Origin of the sequence: Streptosporangium lutulentum (genome assembly GCF_030811455.1) — a bacterium.
Classification (GTDB): domain Bacteria; phylum Actinomycetota; class Actinomycetes; order Streptosporangiales; family Streptosporangiaceae; genus Streptosporangium; species Streptosporangium lutulentum.
Map to the genome: position 1 here is coordinate 9,677,983 of NZ_JAUSQU010000001.1, position 17,238 is coordinate 9,695,220.

At 70.8% G+C, this 17,238-nt stretch carries 11 protein-coding genes; 8 read left to right on the forward strand and 3 right to left on the reverse strand.

Annotated features, from left to right (window positions below):
- The first annotated feature begins 131 nt into the window (after positions 1–131).
- The 5 genes from J2853_RS43685 (at position 132) to J2853_RS43705 (ending at position 7,873) form a co-directional block, all read left to right on the forward strand.
- A complete protein-coding gene (locus J2853_RS43685) occupies positions 132–2,558 on the forward strand; it encodes a GcvT family protein (RefSeq protein WP_307567653.1) in 2,427 nt (808 codons plus the stop codon).
- 255 nt (positions 2,559–2,813) lie between these two features.
- Positions 2,814–4,034: a sarcosine oxidase subunit beta family protein gene (locus J2853_RS43690; RefSeq protein WP_307567655.1), complete on the forward strand. Its 1,221-nt coding sequence runs from the start codon at positions 2,814–2,816 to the stop codon at positions 4,032–4,034.
- 104 nt (positions 4,035–4,138) lie between these two features.
- Positions 4,139–4,417, forward strand: coding sequence for a sarcosine oxidase subunit delta (locus tag J2853_RS43695; protein WP_307567657.1), 279 nt, complete (start codon positions 4,139–4,141; stop codon positions 4,415–4,417).
- A complete protein-coding gene (locus J2853_RS43700; RefSeq protein WP_307567658.1) occupies positions 4,414–7,299 on the forward strand; it encodes a 2Fe-2S iron-sulfur cluster-binding protein in 2,886 nt (961 codons plus the stop codon). Before J2853_RS43695 ends, J2853_RS43700 begins: the two co-directional genes overlap by 4 nt.
- A complete protein-coding gene (locus J2853_RS43705) occupies positions 7,292–7,873 on the forward strand; it encodes a sarcosine oxidase subunit gamma (protein WP_307567659.1) in 582 nt (193 codons plus the stop codon). Before J2853_RS43700 ends, J2853_RS43705 begins: the two co-directional genes overlap by 8 nt.
- Positions 7,874–7,970: 97 nt before the next feature.
- On the opposite strand, the gene J2853_RS43710 is transcribed toward J2853_RS43705, so the two are convergent.
- Positions 7,971–8,147 (reverse strand): hypothetical protein, encoded by a 177-nt coding sequence (locus J2853_RS43710; RefSeq protein WP_307567661.1) that lies wholly within the window; start codon positions 8,145–8,147, stop codon positions 7,971–7,973.
- Positions 8,148–8,235: 88 nt separating this feature from the next.
- Between J2853_RS43710 and J2853_RS43715 the strand changes: the two genes are divergently transcribed.
- On the forward strand, positions 8,236–10,179 hold the full coding sequence (locus J2853_RS43715) for a glycoside hydrolase family 71 protein (RefSeq protein WP_307567662.1): 1,944 nt from the start codon (positions 8,236–8,238) through the stop codon (positions 10,177–10,179).
- Positions 10,180–10,549: 370 nt separating this feature from the next.
- On the opposite strand, the gene J2853_RS43720 is transcribed toward J2853_RS43715, so the two are convergent.
- Together J2853_RS43720 and J2853_RS43725 are read right to left on the reverse strand one after the other, a co-directional pair.
- Entirely contained in the window at positions 10,550–10,675 is a 126-nt protein-coding gene (locus tag J2853_RS43720) for a hypothetical protein (protein ID WP_307567664.1), read from the reverse strand.
- Between the two features lie 81 nt (positions 10,676–10,756).
- On the reverse strand, positions 10,757–15,181 hold the full coding sequence (locus tag J2853_RS43725; RefSeq protein ID WP_307567665.1) for a cation-translocating P-type ATPase: 4,425 nt from the start codon (positions 15,179–15,181) through the stop codon (positions 10,757–10,759).
- A gap of 183 nt (positions 15,182–15,364) precedes the next feature.
- On the opposite strand from J2853_RS43725, the gene J2853_RS43730 reads away from it, so the two are divergent.
- Positions 15,365–15,871 (forward strand): hypothetical protein, encoded by a 507-nt coding sequence (locus J2853_RS43730; RefSeq protein ID WP_307567667.1) that lies wholly within the window; start codon positions 15,365–15,367, stop codon positions 15,869–15,871.
- Positions 15,872–16,096: 225 nt separating this feature from the next.
- Positions 16,097–16,939 (forward strand): hypothetical protein, encoded by an 843-nt coding sequence (locus tag J2853_RS43735; RefSeq protein WP_307567669.1) that lies wholly within the window; start codon positions 16,097–16,099, stop codon positions 16,937–16,939.
- The last annotated feature ends 299 nt before the right edge of the window (positions 16,940–17,238 follow it).

The following is a 17,238-nucleotide window of genomic DNA, read 5'->3' on the forward strand; positions in this document are numbered from 1 at the left end:
ACGAGGTGAGGGCCTGGCTTCCCACCTCCTGAGCGCGTGGCGGCCCGAATTCTTGACAGCGTCACCCGAGGGAAGACACTCTGTTGCGAGAAGCGCACTATGTTCCAGACTGCGCAACGACGGAGGTGGATATGACAGGCCGGCGCGTCGTCATCATCGGAGCCGGAGTCGTCGGCGCAGCCCTGGCGGACGAGCTCTCGGCGAAGGGCTGGGACGACATCACCGTCGTCGACCAGGGCGCCGTGCCGTCCACGGGCGGATCGTCCTCCCACGCCCCCGGGCTGGTGTTCCAGACGAACCCCTCCAAGACCATGACGGAGATGGCCCGCTACACCGTCGAGAAGCTCATGGCACTCGGCTGCTTCCTCCAGGTGGGCGGCCTGGAGGTGGCCACCACGCCCGAAAGGCTCGTCGAGTTGCGCCGCCGCCACGGCTGGGCCACCTCCTGGAGCGTCGAGGCCCGGCTGCTCACGCCCGAGGAGTGCCTGGAGCGGCACTCCCTGCTCGACCCCGAGCGGGTCCTGGGCGGGCTGTACGTTCCCACCGACGGCCTGGCCGGAGCCGTGCGCGCCGTCGAGGTCCAGCTCCGGCGCGCCCAGGAACGGGGCGTGCGCCTGCTGGAGCGGCACGAGGTGCTGGACATCCGCGTCGAGGACGATCGGGTCGCCGCCGTCGTCACCGACCGGGGAGAGATCCCGGCGGACGTCGTGGTGTGCTGCGCGGGCATCTGGGGCCCGAAGGTCGCGGGCATGGTGGGCATGTCCCTCCCGCTGACCCCCCTGGCGCACCAGCTCGCCTGGACCGGGCCCGTCCCCGCGCTGAGCGGGCAGACCGAGGAGGCGATCCGGCCCATCCTGCGCCACCAGGACGCCGACCTGTACTACCGGGAGCGGTTCGACCGGCTGGGCATCGGCTACTACGGCCACCGCCCGATGCCGGTGAGGCCGGAGGAGATCCTCTCGGTCGACGCGGCGGAGGTGATGCCGTCGGTGACGGCGTTCACCGAGGACGACTTCGCCCCGGCGTGGGCCGAGACCAGGGCGCTGCTGCCCGCCACGCAGGAGGCGAAGCTCGAAGAGGGCGTCAACGGCCTGTTCTCCTTCACCACCGACAACATGCCGCTGCTCGGGGAGTCGTCCGAGGTCAAGGGCTTCTGGGTGGCCGAGGCCGTGTGGGTGACGCATTCGGCGGGGGTGGCCCGCGCCATGGCCGAGTGGCTGGCGGACGGCCACTGCTCGTCGTTCGACCTGCACGAGTGCGACGTCAACCGCTTCGAGCCCCACCAGCTCTCCCCGGAGTACGTCCTGACCCGCGACTGCCAGAACTTCGTCGAGGTCTACGACATCATCCACCCGCTGCAACCGCCGGAGAACCTGCGCCCGCTGCGGACGAGCCCCTTCCACACGCGCCAGCGCGAGCTCGGCGCGTACTTCCTGGAGGCCGGAGGCTGGGAGCGCCCCCAGTGGTACGGTGCCAACGCCCCGCTGGTCGACGGCCGGGACATCCCCGACCCCGGCGACTGGGCCGCCCGCCACTGGTCGCCGATCGTCGCCGCCGAGGCCCAGGCGTCGCGGGAGTCGGTCGCGCTGTACGACATGACGGCGCTCAAGCGGATCGAGGTCAGCGGCCGCGGGGCCGTCGCCTTCCTGCGGCGGCTCTCGACGGGCGACGTCGACAAGTCCGTCGGCTCGGTCACCTACTGCCTGCTGCTCGGCCACGACGGCGGCCTCCGCGGCGACATCACCGTCGCCCGGCTCGGCCGCGACCTGTTCCAGGTCGGAGCCAACGGCAACCTCGACCTCGACTGGTTCCACCGCCACCTCCCGGCCGACGGGTCGGTCGTGATCCGCGACATCACGCCGGGCACCTGCTGCGTCGGGGTCTGGGGCCCCCGCGCCCGCGACCTCGTGGCGCCGCTGGCCGGCCCCGACTTCGCCGCCGGCGGCTTCCGCTACTTCCGCGGCAAGCGGGCCCACGTGGGGACGGTGCCCGTCACCGCACTGCGGCTGTCCTACATCGGGGAGCTCGGCTGGGAGCTCTACACGACCGCCGACCTGGGCGCGAAACTGTGGGACACCCTCTGGGAGCGGGGGCAGCGCCACGGGATCATCGCGGGCGGGCGCGGCGCCTTCAACAGCCTGCGGCTGGAGAAGGGCTACCGCTCCTTCGGCACCGACATGACCTACGAGCACGACCCCTACGAGGCGGGGCTCGGCTTCGCCGTACGGAAGGCCGGCAAGGGCGACTTCATCGGCCGCGCGGCCTTACAGGAGCGCGGCGCGGCGCCGCGCCGCCGCCTCACCTGCCTGACGATCGACGGCCCCGCGGCCGTCGTCATGGGCAAGGAGCCGGTGTACGACGGCGAGAACTGCGTCGGATACGTCACCAGCGCCGCCTACGGCTACACGATCGGCAAGGGCATCGCCTACGCCTGGCTGCCGGCCGGGCTGTCCGTCCCCGGGCGGACGCTCCACATCGGCTACTTCGACCGGCGCCTCGCCGCCGTCGTCGCCGAGGAGCCGCTCTACGACCCGGCGATGGAGCGCCTGCGTGGCTAGGCCACGGCGTCCCCGGAAAACCGCTTCACGGCCTGGCCCGTCCGGGCGCGGCGACGGCGGGAACCGTACGACCCGGCGATGGGGTGTCTGCGCGGCCAGGGCACGGTGTCTCCGGGGAACCCGCTCCACGACCCGGCGAGGGAGCGGAGCCGGGGCGCGGCAAGGGAGAAGACTCATGACCATACGTACCCCCGGTGTCGGGAGGGCCGGCTCCGTCCCGCCCGCCGACGTCGCCGGGACCGCGGAAGGACGACGATGAGCACCGACGAGCTGCCCGAGCACCCCGACCGGTTGTGGAACAGCCCCGAGCCGAAGAGCTCCTACGACGTGGTGATCGTCGGCGGCGGCGGCCACGGCCTGGCCACCGCCTACTATCTGGCCAAGAACCACGGGATCACCGACATCGCCGTGCTGGAGAAGGGCTGGCTGGCGGGCGGAAACATGGCCCGCAACACCACGATCATCCGATCCAACTACCTCTGGGACGAGAGCGCGGGCATCTACGAGCATTCGCTCAAGCTGTGGGAGGGACTCGAAGAGGATCTCGGTTACCCGATCCTGTTCAGCCAGCGCGGCGTGCTCAACCTCGCGCACAGCATGCAGGACGTCCGGGAGAGCGTGCGCCGCGTCAACGCCAACCGGCTCAACGGCGTCGACGCCGAGTGGCTGGGCCCCGAGGAGGTCAAGGAGGTCTGCCCGATCGTCAACGTCTCGCCCGACGTGCGCTACCCGGTGCTGGGCGCCACCTACCAGCCGCGCGCCGGGATCGCCAAGCACGACTACGTCGCCTGGGGGTTCGCCCGCGCCGCCGCGGCGATGGGCGTCGACCTGATCGAGCACTGCGAGGTCACCGGGATCGACGTCGTCGACGGGCGGGTGCGGGCCGTACAGACCACCGGGGGCCGTATCGCGGCGGGCAAGGTCGCCCTGTGCGCGGCCGGCCACTCCTCGGTCGTGGGCCGGATGGCGGGAGTGGAGCTCCCCGTGCAGAGCCATCCCCTGCAGGCGCTGGTGTCGGAGCTGCTGGAGCCCGTGCACCCGACGGTGGTCATGTCCAACGCCGTGCACGTCTACGTCAGCCAGGCCCACAAGGGTGAGCTGGTCATGGGGGCGGGCATCGACGCCTACACCTCCTACCGGCAGCGCGGCGCGTTCCACATCATCGAGCAGCAGATGGCGGCGGCGCTGGAGCTGTTCCCCGTCTTCGCGCGGGCGCACGTGCTGCGGACGTGGGGCGGGGTGGTGGACGTCAGCCCCGACGCCTCGCCGGTCGTCGGGCTCACCCCGGTGGACGAGCTGTACGTCAACTGCGGGTGGGGCACCGGCGGTTTCAAGGCCACGCCGGGGGTGGGGTGGTGCTACGCGCACACGATCGCCCACGGCGAGCCGCATCCGCTCAACGCCGCCTTCTCCCTCGAACGGTTCACCACGGGCGCGCTCGTGGACGAGCACGGCGCCGCCGCCGTGGCCCACTGACCGGCCATGCGCCGATCAGCTCACCGATCAGCTCACCGGCCGACCGCCGAGCAGCCCGCAGACACCAGCCCACCGAACGACTCCTTCGAAGGAGAGGCCGCCCGATGCTGCTGATCCCCTGCCCGTGGTGCGGGCCTCGCGACGAGGCCGAGTTCCACTACGGCGGGCAGGCGCACGTCGCCTATCCCGACGATCCCGCCGCGCTCTCCGACACCGAATGGGCCCGTTACCTGTTCTTCCGTGACAACCCCAAGGGGCCGTTCGCCGAACGGTGGAACCACACGGCCGCCTGCCGCCGCTGGTTCAACGTGGTCAGGGACACGGCCACCAACGAGATCCACGCCGTCTACCGCACGGGTGAGACAAGGCCGGTGAGCGCGTGAACTCCCAGCCGTTCCGCAGGGACACCCACCGGGGCGAGGTGCTGCGGTTCCGGTTCGACGGCCGGGACCTCGAAGGGTGCCGGGGTGACACGCTCGCCTCCGCCCTGCTCGCCAACGGCGTGCGCACGGTGGCGACGAGCGTCGGGCTGGGCCGTCCCCGGGGCGTCTTCGCCGCGTGGACCGAGGAGCCCAGCGCGATCGTTCAGATCGAACACCCCTTTCCCGAGCCGATGCTGCAGGCCACCACCGTCGAGCTGTACGACGGGCTGGTCGCCAGGGGCCTGCGGGGAAAGGGAAGGCTGAGCGACGAGCCCGACCCGGCGCGCTACGACGCCGTCCACGCCCACTGCGACGTGCTGGTGGTCGGGGCGGGGCCGGCCGGGCTCCGCGCGGCGCTGTCCGCCGCCGCCTCGGGAGCCCGGGTGATCCTCGCAGACGACCGGCCGGCGGCCGGCGGCTGCCTCCTGGACACCACCGAGACGATCGACGGCGTTTCCGGGGCCGGCTGGGCCGCCGCGGCACTGGCCGAGCTGGAGAGCCGCCCCGAGGCGCTGGTGCTCAGGCGCACCAGCGTGTTCGGCTACTACGACGACAACTACCTGGTCGCGGTGGAGCGCCGGGGGGAGCGGGCCTACTCCCGCGAGCGGGTCTGGCGTATCCGCGCCCGCCGCGTCGTGCTGGCGACCGGCGCGCACGAGCGGTCGATCGCCTTCGCCGACAACGACCGGCCGGGGGTCATGCTCGCCGGGGCCGCCCGCGCCTACGCCAACAGGTACGGAGTCCTGCCCGGACGCCGGGCCGTGGTGTTCACGACCAACGACAGCGCCTACGCCGCGGCCCGCGACCTGGCGGACGCCGGCGTCGAGATCGCCGCCGTCGTCGACGCACGGCCGGGCGGCGGCCGGGGGTGGGACGGTTCCGAGGTGCTCGCCGGGCACGTCGTCACCGGGGTGGGCGGGCAGGACGCCGTCACCTCGGTGACCGTTTCCAGGCGTGACGCCTCCGGGGGCGGCGCGGGGTCCGGGCGCGAGATCGAGGCCGACCTCCTGCTCGTCTCGGGCGGCTGGAACCCCGTGGTCCACCTGTTCGGCCAGGCGGGGGGCAGGCTCCGCTACGACGAGGAGCTCGGCACGTTCGTTCCCGGAGCCGTCCGCCAGGCGGTGGAGGTGGCGGGGGCCGCGCGAGGGGTGTTCACCCTGGAGGGCTGCCTCGCCGACGGGGCCGAGGCCGGAGACCGCGCGGCGAAGGCGGCAGGCTTCCGTCCCGCCCCGCCCGGACCGGTCTCCGATACGGCCCGGCCCGCGCCGGTTGCCCGGGGCGCCGTTTCCCAGGCCGATGTTCCCCGGGCCGATGTTCCCCGGGCCGCTGTTCCCCGGGCCGAGACCGTCGCGGCGCTCCCCGCGGAGCACGTGTGGCTCGTGCCCGCCGACGACTACCGGAGCCACTTCGTCGACCTGCAACGGGACGTCACCGTCGCCGACGTCATGCGCGCGACCGGCGCAGGGCTGCGCTCGGTCGAGCACGTCAAGCGCTACACCACGGCCGGGACGGCCCATGACCAGGGCAAGACCTCGGGGGTGCTGACCAGCGGGATCGTCGCGCACGCCCTCGGAGTGGACGTCGCCGAACTCGGCACCACCACCTTCCGGGCCCCGTACGTCCCGGTCTCCTTCGCCACCCTCGCCGGGCGTGACAGGGGGGCGCTGCACGACCCCGTCCGGGTCACCTCGCTGCACGAGTGGCACGTGGCGCGGGGCGCGCCGTTCGAGAACGTCGGGCAGTGGAAGCGCCCCTGGTACTACCCCCGGCCGGGCGAGGACATGGAGACCGCGGTCCTGCGGGAGTGCGCGGCCGTACGCGAGGGTGCGGGGGCGATGGACGCCTCCACACTGGGCAAGATCGACGTCCAGGGGCCGGACGCCGCCGAGCTGCTGGACCGGCTCTACACCAACCTGATGAGCACGCTGAAGGTGGGCGCGATCCGCTACGGCGTGATGTGCCGCCCCGACGGGATGGTCTTCGACGACGGGACGGTGATCCGCCTGGCGGAGGACCGGTTCCTGCTGACCACGACCACGGGCAACGCCGCCGCCGTCCTGGACTGGATGGAGGAGTGGCTGCAGACGGAGTGGCCGTCCCTGAAGGTGTACTGCACCTCCGTCACCGAGCAGTGGGCGACGGTGGCGCTCGCGGGACCGGATTCCCGGGACGTGCTGGCCGGGCTCGCCCCCGGACTGGCCGTCGGCAACGAGAGCTTCCCGTTCATGACGTGGCGCGACGCCCGGGTGGCGGGAATCGAGGCCCGGGTGTGCCGGATCAGTTTCTCCGGAGAGCTGGCCTACGAGATCAACGTCAGCGCCTGGGACGGGCTCGCCCTGTGGGAGGCCGTCCAGGCGACCGGCGTGGTCACACCGTACGGAACCGAGACCATGCACGTGCTGCGGGCGGAGAAGGGCTATCCCATCGTCGGCCAGGACACCGACGGCACGGTCACCCCCGCCGACCTGGGCATGGACTGGGTGGTGTCCAGGAAGAAGGCCGACTTCCTCGGCAAGCGGTCCTACACCCGCGCCGGCAACCTCAGGCCCGACCGCAAGCACCTGGTCGGCCTGCTGCCGGTCGACGAGGACCGGCTGCTGCCCGAGGGGGCCCACCTGGTGGCCGCTTCCGTACTGCCCGAGCCGCCGGTGCCGACGCTCGGCCACGTCACCTCCAGCTACCGCAGCGCGGCGCTGGGCCGGACCTTCGCCCTCGCCCTCGTCAGCGGCGGGCGCGAGCGCCTCGGCGAGCGGCTCCACGTGCCGGTCGGGGACGAGATGATCCCCGTCACGGTCACCCGTCATGTTCTCTACGACCCCGAAGGAGCGCGCCGCGATGGTTGAGCCGGCTGCCGTGCGACAGAGCCCGCTGACTCGGTTCGAACCGGTGTCGAGCAGGGACCTGCGCATGGCGGAGATGCCGTTCCTCACGCAGGTCAACCTGCGGGTGGACCCCGAGAGCCGCGCCGTCGCCGAGATCGGCCTCGCCCTCGGGGCGCCGCTTCCCACCGAACCGAACACGTACGCGAGCGCGGACGTCGACGTGCTGTGGCTCGGCCCCGACGAATGGCTGGTCGTCGGGGAGGCGGACGAGGTCGGCGACGCGTACGAGGTGGAGGCCCGGTTGCGGTCCGCGGCCGGAACGGAGCACGTCGGGATCACCGACGTCTCGGCCCAGCGGACGGCGCTGCTCGTGGCCGGGCCCAGGGCGCGCGACCTGCTGGCCCACGGCTGCGCCCTCGATCTGCACCCCAGGGTGTTCGGGCCCGGCCGGTGCGCCCAGACCCTGCTGGCCCGGGCCCAGATCCTGCTCGTCGCCCACGAGGGCGACGAGTTCGTGATCTTCGTGCGCTCGTCGTTCGCCGGCTACCTCGCCGCCTGGCTCCTCGACGCCGCGGCCGAGTATCTCGTCGAATGACGTAGGGCCTTGCTTCGGCGTCATGGGGACCGTGACCGCCCTCGGTGCATCGGACATTCCCATTGCCGAGATCGCCGATCTCGATGAAGTAAGCCGGTCAGCGGCGGCGGAGGCGCTTGTCTCCGATCGCGGGTGACGCGGCGAGGTGGTTGTCCGCCGGGTTGATCTCGGTGCCGGGAGGCACGATCTCGTCGATCCGGTCGAGCACGTCCTCGCTCAGCTCCACGCCGGCGGTCTCGTTCGTCGAGGACGAGATCCATGAACCGGCCTCCACCAAAATCTGGTTTTTCCCTGAAAAAACCTAGTTTGGTGGCATATTGCGTTCCATGATTTTTAAGGGAACCCCCTTAGTGGCTGGTCCAATGAAAAAGATCTTAACTATCCTCACGGCCGTCGCACTCGCCGGCACGGTAAGCGCGCCCTCGGAGGCGTTGAGCACGAAGGCCGCCGTCGAGAAGATCACGGTGGCGGCCGCCGCCGACGTCTATGTCAGCCAGGCGAGCCCCACCCGGAACCATGCCGACTACACGTGGCTGTCCGTGTGCCCGAAGGCCTGTGACGGGGTCGCCGACTCCGAACGGCGCGCCCTGCTCCGGTTCGACGTCGCCGGTGTTCCCTCCGGTGCGACGGATGTCACGATGGCGCTGGAGCTCCAGCCCGCGCGGTCAACCGGTACGACCGTGGCGGTGCACCAGGTCACCGCGGCATGGGAGGTCGCCTCCACGTCGTGGACCAAGCAGCCGGCGCTCGGGTCGACGATCGCCGAACGGACCGGCTTCACCAGCGGTGAGGTGGCTCGGCTCGACGTCTCGTCCGCGTTCGACGGGAACGGCGACTACTCCTTCGGCCTGACGGCGTCGGCGGGCGCCCAGGCGGTCCTGCACTCCTCCCGCGCGCCGGGCGGCATGGGTCCGCGTCTCGTGATCTCCTACACCGAGGCACCGGTGGTCGCGGAAGGGCCGCTGCCGTTCGACCTGCCCTCCGTCCAGGCACTGCGTGCCTCGCCGAAGAAGGTGTTCGCGCACTACTTCACGCCCTATCCCACCTCCTTCGACAACAAGGCGGAGAGCGAGGACTACTACACCAGGAACTACCTCAACCCCGCCGGGGAGTCGGGCAAGCACATCGCGTACGGCGGGCTGCTCCGCGACCGTCCGCTTCCGCGGGCCCCGCTGTCCGGCAACTGGCAGCTGGCGGACATGGAGACGGAGGTGCGAACCGCCAGGGCCGCGGGCATCGACGGCTTCACTCTGGACATCCTCTCGCTGACCAGCCAGAACTGGACGCGGGCCAAGCTGCTGATCGAGGCCGCGGAGAACGTCGACCCGGGCTTCAGCATCGTCCTCATGCCTGACATGACGTCGCTGAAGGCCGACGCCGCCACCCTCGCCACGTCGATGGCCGAGCTGGCCGAGTCGGACTCGGCCTACCGCCTGGGTGACGGGAGCCTGGTCATCTCGCCGTTCAAGGCCGAGAACCAGACCGCTGCCTGGTGGACGGGCTTCATCAACGAGATGCAGCAGGCACACGGCATCAAGGTGGCGCTGGTCCCGGTTTTCCTGAACTTCGCCGCCAACTACAAGGCCTTCGCCCCGATCAGCCATGGCTTCTCCAACTGGGGTAACCGCAGTCCCAACCAGCAGTCGGGCATCGCCGGCAACATCAAGGCGTCCCACGATCTCGGCAAGATCTGGATGCAGCCCGTGGCCATTCAGGACGAGCGGCCCAACCAGGGCATCTACGACGAGGCGAACAACACCGAGAACCTCCGGGTCACCTGGGAAAACGCCATCTCCGGCGGGACCGACTGGGTCCAGCTCACCACGTGGAACGACTTCTCTGAGGGGACGCAGTTCGTGCCGTCCGCGCACAACGGCGGCGCCTACCTCGACATCTCGTCGTACTACCTGACCAAGCTGAAGACCGGGGCGTCTCCGCCGATCGTCCGTGACACCGTCTACCTCACCCACCGGGTCCAGATGGCGGCCGCGCGTCCCACGTCCGGCACGCAGACCAAATTCATGACTCCGCGTTCCGGTGCGAGCACGCCCCGCGACACCGTGGAGATCCTGTCCTTCCTCACCGGGGCGGCCACGGTCAAGGCGTCGATCGGGGGCACCGTCCAGAGCCAGCAGGCTCCGGCCGGAGTGAGCGCCCAGCAGTATCCGCTGAAGTACGGCACCAACAGCGTGTCCGTGACACGTGGCGGCGCGACGACCGCCGAGGTCGCCTCGCCGTTCGAGGTCCGCCAGAACTTCTCGGTGCAGGACCTGCAGTACAACGCCGTGAGCAGCGGCCGCAGGTAGTCCCTCGCCGGCAGGCGACGACAGGCGACACGGCCGTCCGCGAGCACATCCGGGAGCGTGGACGGCCGTGTCCGGGGTCGTAGGGCGCCTCGCTGATCGTCTATGAGGACGGAGCTCGTCTTCATGCGATTCGGCGGCTCGCCACCTCGCTCGGCCGGACCCGAGGGAAAGGTTCCTCTACGGCCTCAACGGGCTCCTGAAGGCCGGCCGTCACAGAAAAGTAGTCCGGGATCGCTGAAAGCACCGGGGTGGAGTCACCCGGTGTGCTACCCCTGCCGATCCGCCTCGGGCCTCTGGCCACGGGATGCGCGAGGGGTCTGCTTCGGCCCTTCCGCGCCCAGAGGGCGGCGGTGGGCGGCATGTTTGGTTTTCAGGCAGGCAGGAGACCTCCGCGCCGGGCCATCGAGACGGCGAGAGACTGCACGATGCGCATGACGAGCGCCTCCAGCAGAAGGAAGACCGCCTTGGCGAGAACCGAGGACAGGAATCCAGACATAACAACCTCACGTAGAGAAATGGTCTCTTAGTGGGATGTTCTAGCAGTAAGTTGTATAAACCGGCTAGTCATGGTTGCCAATCAGTTAACGTTCGGTGACATCTCGCGTGTCATCGGCTCGATCATCATCCCCAGAAGCGTGGAGGCCGCGGCACTTCCGAGGGCGACGCTCCATCCCACGGGCCCGAGCGGGCGGCAGCCGAAGAACCGGGAGAGGCCCGGAATCGTGACGATCAGGCCCAGCACGAGGAGGGACCCGAGGGCGGCCAGCGCGACCATACGGTCTCGTTTGCCCATGGCCAGGGTCTGGAACAGCTGCGCCGCCACCAGCGCGACCAGTCCGATCGTGTTCGCCCGTACCTGCGTACCGGTCACCCGCCCGATCGACCAGCCGACACCGGCCGCGGTCGCGGTGACACCGGCGCGCAGGTAGATGTTACGGGTCAGGGACGTCCCCAGCGAGGCCTCCGGGCCCTCGGCGAGCAGCTTCTCCGGGCTGGTCGCCTCCGGAGGCCGGATGGCCACCGCCATCGCCGGGAGCATGTCGGTGAGCAGGTTGACCAGCAGGAGCTGGCGGGCGTTCAGCACGTTCTGCCCGGCGATCAGGCTGGACGCGACCGTGAAGACGATCTCTCCGAGGTTGCCGCCGAGCAGGATACTCAGGGCGTCGCGGACCGAGCCCCACATGGCCCTGCCCTCGATGATCGCGTCGACGATCGTCTCGATGCGGTCGTCGGTCACCACGACGTCGGCGGCCGCCCGGGCCGCCTGGGTGGCGCGGGACCCGAGGGCGATCCCCACGTCCGCGGTGCGGATCGCGGGGGCGTCGTTGGCGCCGTCGCCGGTGACCGCCACGACCTGACCGGCTCGGCGCAGGCAGCTGACGATGCGGGCCTTGTGGGCCGGGGTGGTCCTGGCGAAGACCGCCACCTCGGGCAGCACCTTCATCAGGGACTCGTCGTCGAGGTCGTCCACCTCCGGGCCGGTCATGATCCGCGAGCCGTTCAGAGCGTTGAGCTCGGAGGCGATGGCCTCGGCGGTGCTCGGGTGATCACCCGTGATCATGACGATCCGGACGCCCGCCCGCATCAGGCGGCCGACGCTCTCCGCCGCCGTGGGCCGGACGGGGTCGGCCAGGCAGAGGAAGCCCAGGAAGGTCAGCTCGTTGACCCGGGGCTCGTCGAGATCACTCCGGTCGGAGGCGGGGCGCTCCGCCACCGCGAGCACCCGGTATCCCTGGAGGGCGAGCCGGTTGACCTCCTTTTCGAGTTCTGCCCTGAGGGACGCGTCGAGAGGGATCGTCTTGTGATCGCGGAGCAGGTGCGTGCAGCGGATGAGCACGGCCTCCGGGGCGCCCTTGACGCTCAGCAGGTGTCCCGAGCCGCTCAGCCCGAGCACGGCGTGGTAGCCGCGTCCCGGTTCGAAGGGAATCTCGTCGACTCGTTTCCAGGTGTTCAGCCCCTCCTCGGGCGTTACCTTCAGCCGCTTGGCGCCCTTGATCACGGCGCGGTCGGTGGGGTGGGGGATGGGCTTCTTGTCGGCGCGGGGGCTCGCACGCAGCCCGGTGGCCACGATCTGCTTCAGCTGGGGCGTCAGCTTCTCCAAGAGAGCTCCGGCGCGTCCGTCCGAGACGAACCGCAGCCTGATGTGCCCCTCGGTCAACGTCCCCGTCTTGTCGAAGCAGAGCACGTTCACCCGGCCGAGGGCCTCGATGGTGGAGGGGTTGGGCACCAGGGTGTTGCGGGTCGACAGCCGCTTGGCGGCGGCGAGCTCCGCGACCGAGGCCACGAAGGGCAGCCCTTCGGGCACCGCGGCGACGGCGAGGCTCACCGCGGGGGCGAGCGCGGCCGACACCGATTTGCCCCGGAGCATCTCGGTGACCAGCAGGACGACCCCGGCGCCGATCGAGATCGGAAGGATCCGCCGGCTCAGCGCCTGCAGCCTGAGCTGCACGCCGGTCTGCGGGTGCTGCTCCACGTCGAGGTTGGCGGTGCGCGCCACCTCGGTCGCGTCGCCCGCCGCGACGACCACGGCGAGTCCGTGACCGGCCGCCACCGTCGTGCCCTCGTAGACCATCGAGCTCCGGTCGGCGAGGGCGGACGCGCTGACGGGGGCCGGTGACTTGGCGACGAGCATGGATTCGCCGGTCAGGCTCGCCTCGTCGAGTTCGAGGCCCACGGCGGTGAGCACGCGGGCGTCGGCCGGTACGGCGTCGCCCGCGCGCAGCTCGATGACATCGCCCGGTACGAGGTTGTCGGCGGTCGTCTTCTCCCCGTCCTCATGGGGGCGGCGGAGCCGTACGCGAACGGCGACCGACTCGGTCAGGCGGTGCAGCGCCCGGTCGGCGGCGTACCGCTGGCCTCCTCCGATGAGCGCGTTGATGAGCATGACCGCGGATATCAGCACGCTGTCGGAGATCGAACCGACGACGGCGGACACGCCCGCCCCCGCCCCCAGCACCGGGGTCAGCGGGTTGGCCAGCTCCTCGACGGACGTGCGGAGCAGCGAATCCGGTCCCTCGGGTTCCTCGGGACCCGAGGACTTCCTGCGCTTCGCGGCCTCCGTCTCGGTGATCCCCTTGGACGACGAACCGAGGCGGGCGAGGACGTCCTTGGCCGACATGGCGTGCCAGGGGGTGCGATCGCTCCGGGAGGGGAGGCTCCCGCGCCCGATGTTCCTGGCCGACCACTCGCCCACGCCGACCGCGGCCAGCGCCGTGCAGTCGTTCACCAGGCTGGCCCTGTCCACGGCCGTCGCCGGCGGTCCGACGGTCGTCAGCGTGACGCCGACGGCGGCTCCCGCCGCGCTGAGCCACACGCACTGCTCGCCCGTCTTCCTCGCCGGGGCCAGGCAGCTCAGGAGCAGATGGACGCCGTCGAGCTCGGCGATCACGTCCCCGTCCCAGGGCATCCGGCCCGACCGGCTCGGCACGCCGATGCCCAGATCGGCCTGGGCCAGCGCGGCCCCCGAGCGTCTCGACACCACGGCCACCCCATGGCCGTCGGCCTGGAGCGTACGGATCGACGCGGCCAGCCGCCGGCCGCCCGGCAGGGTCTCGTCGATGGAGAGCCGGAGGCCGAGCCCTTCGTCGCCTCCCGCCAGCATCACGGTGCACCCGGCTCCGGCCGCGGCGACGATCGCGTCGGCCAGGGGGTCGACCTCCGGTGCCAGGCCGACCAGGGCGATCAGATCCCCCTGCCTCCTCACGCCGACGGGCCGAAGCCCTCGGGCCTCCCATTCCCGGGCATCCTCAGGGTCGAGCTCGGCCAGATCCGTCAGCGGCTCGGCCACCCACGCGTCGTTCTCCCGTCGCTTGCCCGGGTCGCTGAAGTCGACCAGAGCGTAGAGCCGCGCGTGCAACTCGTCGGTGTCCAGGTCGTCGGCGAACGGGACGACGCGGTCGATCGTCCAGGAACCGGTGTCGAGCGTGTCGGCGTCGAGGACGACCGTGTCGATGCCGTCCATGTGGCGCAGGGCGGCGTTGTTGAGAACGATCACGCCGCGCTTGGCCAGCTTGCGCCCGACGGCGGCGGCGAAGGACTCGGTGCCCCCTCTGGCGGCCTTGGGCGTCGTCGTGATCAGGGTGGCGAGTCCCCGCTGCCTGTCGTTGCTCACGAGGTGGGTCACGATGGAGGCGCCCAGAGCCGCCGGGCTCACGAAACGCTGGAACCGTTCCACGGGGCTGTGGGCCATGGGAGCCGAACGCCGCTTCCTCGCTTTCCGCGTATGGCGGTAGGCCCCGTTCGTGGAGGACAGCTTCTGCTCGTGCACCTCCCAGGCCTGCCGCGTTTCGCGTGCCTCCACGTAACGACTGGCGGCGGTCGCCGTCTGGACGAGCAGTCCGGTCGGACGCAGCGCGAGCGTGTGGGCGATGATGTTCGTCGTCGAGAACAGGGCACTGGTGGCCGGGCGGCCGAGACGGCGTTCCATCTCGTGACGGATTCGCGGAGTGGATTCGACCAGGTTCAGCAGAGCGGGGACGACGGGGGACAGCGGCGGGAGACTGACCGTGCGACCGGCGAACGCCAGCCCGGTCCCGACCAGGCTCGCGCCGAGGCGGATGCCGGCACGGGTGTGATGCCCCATCAGGTTGGACAGCGCCGCCCCCTGCGACTGATCCTTCTCGGCGTCCTCGCCGAAGTCCTCGTCGAACTCCTCGCCGTCATCCTCACCGAGGTCTTCGTCGGTGTCCTCGCCGCCGTCGAAATCCTCGATGATCGACAGGATCTTCTCCAGGTCGACCGAGCCCGGCTCGCATCCCACGAAGATGGAGCCGAGGACACCGTTGACCTCCGCCCTCTCGACACCTTTCAGCGTGAGGAGCAGTGTCTCGAGCCGCCGCGCCACCCGGTCGGTGCCCGGACCACCGACCGTGCGCAGCGCGATCTGAAGTCCACCGGCACAGGCTCGCGTTTCACGAGGGCGCGGCAGGAGGTTCCGGACGGCGTCGGGCACGACGCCCCACACCGCTGCGGTGGAATGCGCGAGCACACGCGACAAAGACATTCAGTTCTCCAGTGACGAATATTCAGCTCGATCAAGCCGTGATGACCCGTGGCCCGATCAGCCGTGCCACCGCGAGCCTGTGATCACGTGGACGTGCTCCCTTGACCCGCGCCGGTCCGCGCCGCGGTGGCGGACCTCGCGGTTCCGGCTCGGGAACTCGTGCCGCCGCTCCGGGAGCTCGTGGTGCGAGCCCGCGAACCGGTGGCGCTCGCCCGGGAGCCCGTGGCGCTTGCCCGGGAGCCCGTTGTGCTCGCCCGCGAACCGGTGGTGCCGCTCCGGGTACCGGTGCTGCGGGTACCGGTGCTGCGGGTACCCGTGGCGCTTGCCCGGGTACCCGCGGTGCCTGCCCGGGAAGCCGTCGTGCCGCTCCGGGAGCTCGTGCTGCGGGTACCTGTGGTGCCGCTCCGGGTGCTGGTGCTGCGGGTACCCGTGGCGCCTGCCCGGGAAGCCGTGCCGGTCCGGGAGCTCGTGCTGCGGGCGCGGGTACCGGTGGTGCCGCTCCGGGAAGTGGAGCCGGTGGTGCCCTGCGTCCGGCCGGCAGACGCTGTCGTGCTCTGCGCCTGGGGCGCGGACCTGGCGGCCCCGTTTCTCCCGCGAGCCCGTTGGGCGATCAGTGTCCCGACTCCGATGGCGGCCGCCACCGGCCATTCGATCAACCCTGCGACCGCGAGCGCGCCGAGCCCTCCGTAGTAGGCGATGCGCTCCGGTGGCGGGAGGAACGACCTGGCGGTGTCGACGGCCTGGCCGACCTCCTGCCGGTTGACATGCGGCATGGGAATGTGAGGCATGGAAACGTTCGGCATGGAGATGTTCGGCCGCCGGACCTGAAGAGTCATCATCGGCAAGTCAAGCGTGAGTGAGCGCTTGGAGCTCCTCCGTGTCGTCGCCTTCTGAGTTGCCGGTGCCTTCTGCGCGGTGGGCATCTGGTCCGTGACCTTCTGCCGTGCGGACTTCCGCTCCGCCGCCCGTGCTCTCTGTCCTGCGGGCTTCCGTGCGGTGGCCGCGGTCGCCTTCTGCCCTGCGGACTTCGCCGTCGTGGTGGCCTTCCGCGTGGCGGACTTCGCCGCCGTGGTCGCCTTCTGCCCGACGGACTTCGCGGCCGTGGCCGTCTTCCGTGTGGCGGACTTCGCGGCCGTGGTCGTCTTCTGTCCGACGGACTTCGTCGCCGCCGTCGCCTTCTGTCCCGCGGGCTTCCGCGCGGCGGACTTCGCCGCCGTGGCCGTCTTCTGCCCCGCGGGCTTCCGTGCGGTGGCCGTGGTCGCCTTCTGTCCGGTGGACTTCGCGGCCGTGGTCGTCTTTCGCGCGGCGGACTTCGCCGTCGTGGCCGTCTTCTGCCCTGCGGACTTCGCCGCTGTGGCCGTCTTCCGCGTGGTGGACTTCGCGGCCGTGGCCGTCTTCTGCGCGGTGGACTTCGCGGCCGTGGTCGCCTTCTGTCCGGCGGACTTCGTCGCCGCCGTCGCCTTCTGTCCCGCGGGCTTCCGTGCGGTGGCCGCCGTCGCTTTCTGTCCGGCGGGCTTCCGCGCGGCTGCGGCCGTCGCCTTCTGCCCCGCGGGCTTTACCTGCGTCGCCGTCGCTTTCCGCTGTGCGGGCTTCTCCTTTGTGGCCTTCCGTTCGGCGGGCATGGTGGACTTCGGCGGCGTACGATTGCTCCGCCTCATGGTCGTCGTCTCACTCACGGTCATTACCCCTCCTCGCAAGAGTCGAGAAATCGGTTCAAGGGGGGACCGAAGGAGGTTGATGACGCCTCCCACCTGCTGATTGTGGCCCAACAGCCATTTTCCTAACCTTCCGCGAACCGAGTCTTCCGAAACTCGCCCAAACCTTTAAATCGGACATTAGGTCGGAATCATCCGACCTGGAGTACAGGGCATGTTCGCGGACGACATGTTCGGGGTCCGCGGTCGTGACGAGAAGGTCTCTCGCGCCTCGTCGAGACAGGTCGTCGTCGTCTTCGAAACGGACCCTGCGGGAGTGGGCCGGTCGCGTTCTCGGGATGACGCCTGCCGAAGGTCGGCCGTCGACCGGCACGGTCACCCTGTCACCGGGGTGAAAGGTGG